We start from the raw sequence: 5,051 nt of genomic DNA, 5'->3' as shown, positions 1-5,051 counted from the left end.
CTTAAGGGTATTCCTCGCCACATGATCCGCTGATATTTACTGCCGTAAAATCAGCGGATTTATCGAGGAAAAACGAATCTGTGCACTCTAGGATTCACTTATCGAAATTCGGGATTGTACAGTAAAGTTGTTAGCTTCACGCGCGTTAACCTTTTGTTAACCTAAAAAATCTTGCCGGATCAATCGAATCGGAGCTTAATAGCGGTTCTTAAAAGGATTGCTTTGAAAAAGCGCTATTAGAGGTTTCGATTCCGATGAACATCGCAATGCCTCTGCCAAAGTTCGAGTTTGATGACAAGATCCTCGATCAGGGTGCGGAGATTTCTCGCCGGCTGAATCAGCTTCGGATGGAAAAATTTCCACCGAACGCGAAGAAGACATTGCGGCAGTTCTCCATGGCCGAGGTAGCCCACTATCTTGGCGTGACGCAGAATAATCTCAAGCGCCTGCACCTCGAAGGAAAAGGTCCGGTCCCTGCCCAGGTATCGTCAGGCCGCCGTTCTTATACGGCCGAACAGATGCTGGAGCTGCGCCATTATCTCGACCGCAATGGCCGCACCGAAGTGAAGAAGTATGTCCCGCACCGCAAGCAGGGCGACAAGCTGCAGGTTATCGCTGTCGTCAACTTCAAGGGCGGATCGGGCAAAACGACGACTGCGGCACATCTCTCGCAATATCTGGCGCTGACCGGCCACCGCGTGCTTGCCATCGACCTCGATCCACAAGCCTCGCTGTCGGCGCTGCATGGCTTCCAGCCGGAACTCGACCGGAACCTGTCGCTCTACGAAGCCATCCGTTACGACGACGAGCGCAGACCCATATCGGAAGTTATTCTTCCGACCAATTTTCCTGGCCTCGACATCATTCCCGCCAATCTCGAATTGCAGGAATATGAGTACGACACGCCGCTTGCCATGCAGGACAAGACATCGCGTGACGGCCGCCAGTTCTTCACCCGTATCGCCACCGCGCTTGAGGAAGTAGACGGCCGCTATGATGTGGTGGTTATCGATTGTCCGCCGCAACTAGGCTATCTGACACTGACGGCCATGTCGGCTGCGACATCCGTCTTGATCACCGTGCATCCGCAGATGCTCGACCTCATGTCGATGTCGCAATTCCTGCTGATGCTTGGCGGCATCCTCAAGACTGTCAAACAAGCCGGAGCACGCGTCGAACTCGATTGGTTCCGCTATCTGATCACGCGTTATGAGCCGATGGATATCCCGCAAGCGCAGATGGTCGGGTTCATGCAGTCCATGCTGGCGGAGGAGATCCTCACCAATCCGATGCTGAAATCGACGGCGGTATCGGATGCGGGCCTGACCAAGCAGACACTCTACGAAGTCGAGAAAACGAGTTTCACGCGCACGACCTATGAACGCGCTATTGAATCGCTGGACGCTGTAAATTCAGAGATTGCGGCTCTCGTCCACAGAGCGTGGGGGCGCTGAAATGACAAGCAGCTTTACGGCGGTAAAAACAATGCTTTTTGCTTGTGAAATCAGTTTGTTAATCCATAACGGGAGCAGATAGATGGCCCGTAAAGACATTTTCAGCAGCGTGATGAACCCGGCGCCAGCAAGACCTGAGCGCAATGACGCCTTGTCCTATGTCGTCAGCGGCGCTTCGCGTTCGATCAAGAGTTCCTTCGAAGAACTCGCCAAAGGTAGTGTTGTCGAACTCGACCCGGAACTCATCGACGGCTCCTTCGTATCGGACCGGATCGATGACGACGACGAGGCTTTTCAGGAACTGCTCGTCGCTGTGAAGGAGCGGGGCCAGGACTCGCCCATCCTGGTGCGTCCGCATCCCGCCGTTTCCGGCCGCTACCAAGTTGTTTTCGGACATCGCCGCGTCAAGGTGGCCAAGCAGCTGGGACGACAGGTTCGTGCCGTCGTCAAGCCGATGGCCGACCAGGATCATGTGGTCGCTCAGGGCCAAGAGAACGCTGCCCGATCGAACCTGTCGTTCATCGAACGCACATTGTTTGCCAAGCGTCTCGCTGACCTCAGCTACGATCAGTCAATCATCAAGTCTGCGCTTGCCTTGGATGCGACGACATTTTCGAAGATGCAGTCGGTCGCGGCTTACGTTCCCGAAGCGATCATACTTGCGATCGGTTCGGCCAAGGCTACCGGCCGGGACCGCTGGTGGCAGCTGTCAAAGCTGCTGCAGGTGCCGGGCAATGCCGAGAGGGCGGCAGAGTTTACAAGATCGGATGAGTTCGCGGCTGAAACCGGCGATGCCCGGTTCGCTTTGCTGTCGGATTTCCTGGCAAAAACGAAGCGCCCGGCGAAAGCCGTGGCCCCTGCGGCCAAAGCATGGGCGGCACAGGACAAATCCGTGAAGGTGGAAATCAAGGATAGTGGCAAGGCATTCACACTGGCTTTAAAGGCGAAGAATGCCTCACGCTTTGGCGCATACATTGCAGACAACCTCGACGAGCTCTATCGGGCTTTCCAGGGGTCGCAAGCTTCAACCAAAACAGGAGATTAATCCGCAAAAGAAAAAAGCCCACCTCAACATCGCTGTCTCGGAAGGCTTCTCTCATATCTCTAGCAGGATCGAGAATCGCATTTCCCCGAATCAGTGTCAAGACTTTTTGACGTCGTTTTGGCGAGTGGATTTCTTTTGCCTTTAGAGAGGTGAAAGACAATGCAAACGGGGAATGCATTCACGACGCCCTTCGGGCGGCGGTCGCTATCGCTTGGCATGCTGGCAACGCAGGCACAGGCGCAGGAGATCGATCCGGAAGCATCAATTGATAAATGGAAGCTGTTTCGTAGCCTGTGTGAGGCGAGGGCACTGATTGGAATCTCCGATCGGGCGCTTGTTGTTTTGAATGCTCTTTTGACATTCTATCCACAGACGGAGCTTTGTGAGGCCAACGGCCTCGTGGTGTTTCCATCAAATATGCAACTTTCACTGCGCGCGCACGGTATGGCATCGGCGACGCTACGGCGGCATTTGAGTGCGCTGGTGGAAACCGGACTGATTTTCCGCAAGGACAGCCCCAATGGCAAGCGCTACGCTCGCAAGGCGAGGGCAGGGGAGGGCGGCGAGGCATTCGGCTTCTCATTGGCACCTTTGGTCTCGCGTGCGGCTGAATTTGAAGCTTTTGCCGAACAGGTGCGTTCGGAGCGGCTGCAACTGAAGCTGATGAAGGAGCGCGTTACGCTGTTGCGCCGGGATATCGTTAAGCTGATCGAACTTGGCTTTGAGGAACTGCCGCACATCGACTGGAGCGCCCAATATTCGCGGTTTCGTGCGGTCATCGACGACATTCCGCGCCAGGCAACGATTGACGATCTGGAGCCAGCTGTCGATGGACTGGAATGTCTCCAGCTGGAGATATCCAATCTATTGGAAGATAAGCTCAATTCTCAAAAAACAAGCGCCAAAGAGTCTCATTCTGAGCGCCACAAACATAATTCAAACACCCAATCCACTCCTGATCTTGAACCCGGCTTCAGAAAAACCCAAGGGGCAAAAACTGCTCCAGAATCTGAAATCGAGGAGACTATTGAGACAAGGGGCGATGAAGCAATTGCCATCCAATTGGAGAGGGGAGGGGACGATGGTACAGACACCGATCTCCCTGATGCCAAACCCGTGCCGCTCGGCCTTGTACGCCAAGCTTGTCCGCAAATCGTAGTCTATGCGAGGAACGGTATTGCAAATTGGTCGGATCTGATGGCAGCGGCCGTAGTTGTCCGCTCCATGCTTGGCGTCAGCCCCTCAGCATACGAGAAAGCCTGCGATGTCCTGGGACAGGAAAATGCGGCCATCGCCATTGCATGCATCCTCGAACGAGCCGAACAGATCAATTCCGCCGGCGGCTATTTGAGAGCGCTCACCGACAAAGCGGGGAGGGGCGAGTTCTCGGTCTGGCCGATGGTGTTGGCGCAACTTAGAGCCAACGGCTCGCACGTCCGATTGGTCACCGCGAAATGAACCAACATTTGCCATCTCGAAGTAGCAACGATAACTTCAAATATCAGGGCTTTCTCGGGCGGTGTATTTCGCAACGAAGGTTAGGCGTCCAAGATGGATGAGGCGAAAAACCAACGGCGGGCGCCATAGCTAAAAAGATTTAGGTGATTAGGAAGTCCAGTGAACGGAACTTAATCGGTAATTAGATGCGGTATGGGGAAAAATATTAACCTAAACAGGATCTTAATGAAAACTCGCTTGCTCTAAGAAAGTGCAGGCGGCGTGCCGAGCAAAGTCGGAGATAGATTGGCCGCTTTGCAGCACCAAGGATGTTCCGTTCTATTTTTTCCTGGATCATCCGTAGCGCAGGCGTTGGTATTGGCGGCCGCTCGTTGAGAGCGGGCCGCTTTAAAAGAAGACCTTAAAGCGCCGACGGTTTTAACCGACAAACATCTCGCGCAACCGAGCCAACACGCCTCGCCTTGTCCCTGTGGGCACGAGCCGGCGGATGTAATAGGCAGCCGTCGCGGCGTTTACTGTCGCGCCGAAATGGCAATAGCAAATTACATTGTGCAGCTGGCGGTCAGTCAGTTGGAAGAACCGTTTGGCTTCCCCATAACTATCGTTTTCCAACCCGGCAGCACGCAGGACAGGATCGTGGAACGCCACCGAGATCGGTGAGCCCTCTCCACGCATGGCCGCGCGCTGACTGGCGGGCTGATACTCGGTCTGATGCAACGTTGAAAGGCGCCGCTCAGGATTCTGTTCGAGAAGCGCTGCCCAACGCTCAAGACGTTGGCTTTTGGATAATGTTTGGCGGGGGTAGTCCTGATCGACCTCGGCGACGATCTGCAGTTGTTCAAGGGCATGATGCTTCATTTTGGCCTCCTATTCTGACAATAGTTGGTCCGCCCATTGCAATAAAACCCCGGCGACAAAAGTGACTCGAAAGGATCACGAAGTCCAATCACGTTGCGGCCTGGACTATTGCGTTCACAAAAACGTGCGCGCTTGGTTTGGACAGGGCACAAGGGGCGGCACTAGGCCCGCAGTGGAACAATTGATTGCATAGGAACGTTGTTCTGCCAGACCAAACGCGTGCGCGGTCGCAAGCA

General features: G+C 54.5%; 4 protein-coding genes. 3 read left to right on the top strand and 1 reads right to left on the bottom strand.

What is annotated here, in order from left to right; all coding sequences use genetic code 11:
• The first annotated feature begins 254 nt into the window (after positions 1–254).
• The 3 genes from repA (at position 255) to repC (ending at position 3,957) form a co-directional block, all read left to right on the top strand.
• Complete coding sequence (repA, locus tag ACXJ5O_RS18535; protein WP_457301181.1) at positions 255–1,454, top strand: plasmid partitioning protein RepA; 1,200 nt, start codon at positions 255–257, stop codon at positions 1,452–1,454.
• Positions 1,455–1,536: 82 nt separating this feature from the next.
• Entirely contained in the window at positions 1,537–2,499 is a 963-nt protein-coding gene (gene repB, locus ACXJ5O_RS18530; RefSeq protein WP_457301180.1) for a plasmid partitioning protein RepB, read from the top strand.
• 159 nt (positions 2,500–2,658) lie between these two features.
• Entirely contained in the window at positions 2,659–3,957 is a 1,299-nt protein-coding gene (gene repC, locus ACXJ5O_RS18525) for a plasmid replication protein RepC (protein WP_457301179.1), read from the top strand.
• A 417-nt stretch (positions 3,958–4,374) separates the two neighbouring features.
• On the opposite strand, the gene ACXJ5O_RS18520 is transcribed toward repC, so the two are convergent.
• Entirely contained in the window at positions 4,375–4,815 is a 441-nt protein-coding gene (locus ACXJ5O_RS18520; RefSeq protein ID WP_457301178.1) for a hypothetical protein, read from the bottom strand.
• Positions 4,816–5,051 lie beyond the last annotated feature (236 nt).

The sequence above is a fragment of the Phyllobacterium sp. P5_D12 genome (genome assembly GCF_054049495.1).
This window is presented reverse-complemented; position numbering and strand designations above follow the sequence as displayed.

What these genes read in the sequence shown, in the direction of transcription:
- repC (WP_457301179.1), top strand. Translation starts at nt 2,659, where the DNA reads ATGCAAACGGGGAATGCATTCACGACGCCCTTCGGGCGGCGGTCGCTA.
- repB (WP_457301180.1), top strand. Translation starts at nt 1,537, where the DNA reads ATGGCCCGTAAAGACATTTTCAGCAGCGTGATGAACCCGGCGCCAGCA.
- repA (WP_457301181.1), top strand. Translation starts at nt 255, where the DNA reads ATGAACATCGCAATGCCTCTGCCAAAGTTCGAGTTTGATGACAAGATC.
- ACXJ5O_RS18520 (WP_457301178.1), bottom strand. Translation starts at nt 4,815, where the DNA reads ATGAAGCATCATGCCCTTGAACAACTGCAGATCGTCGCCGAGGTCGAT.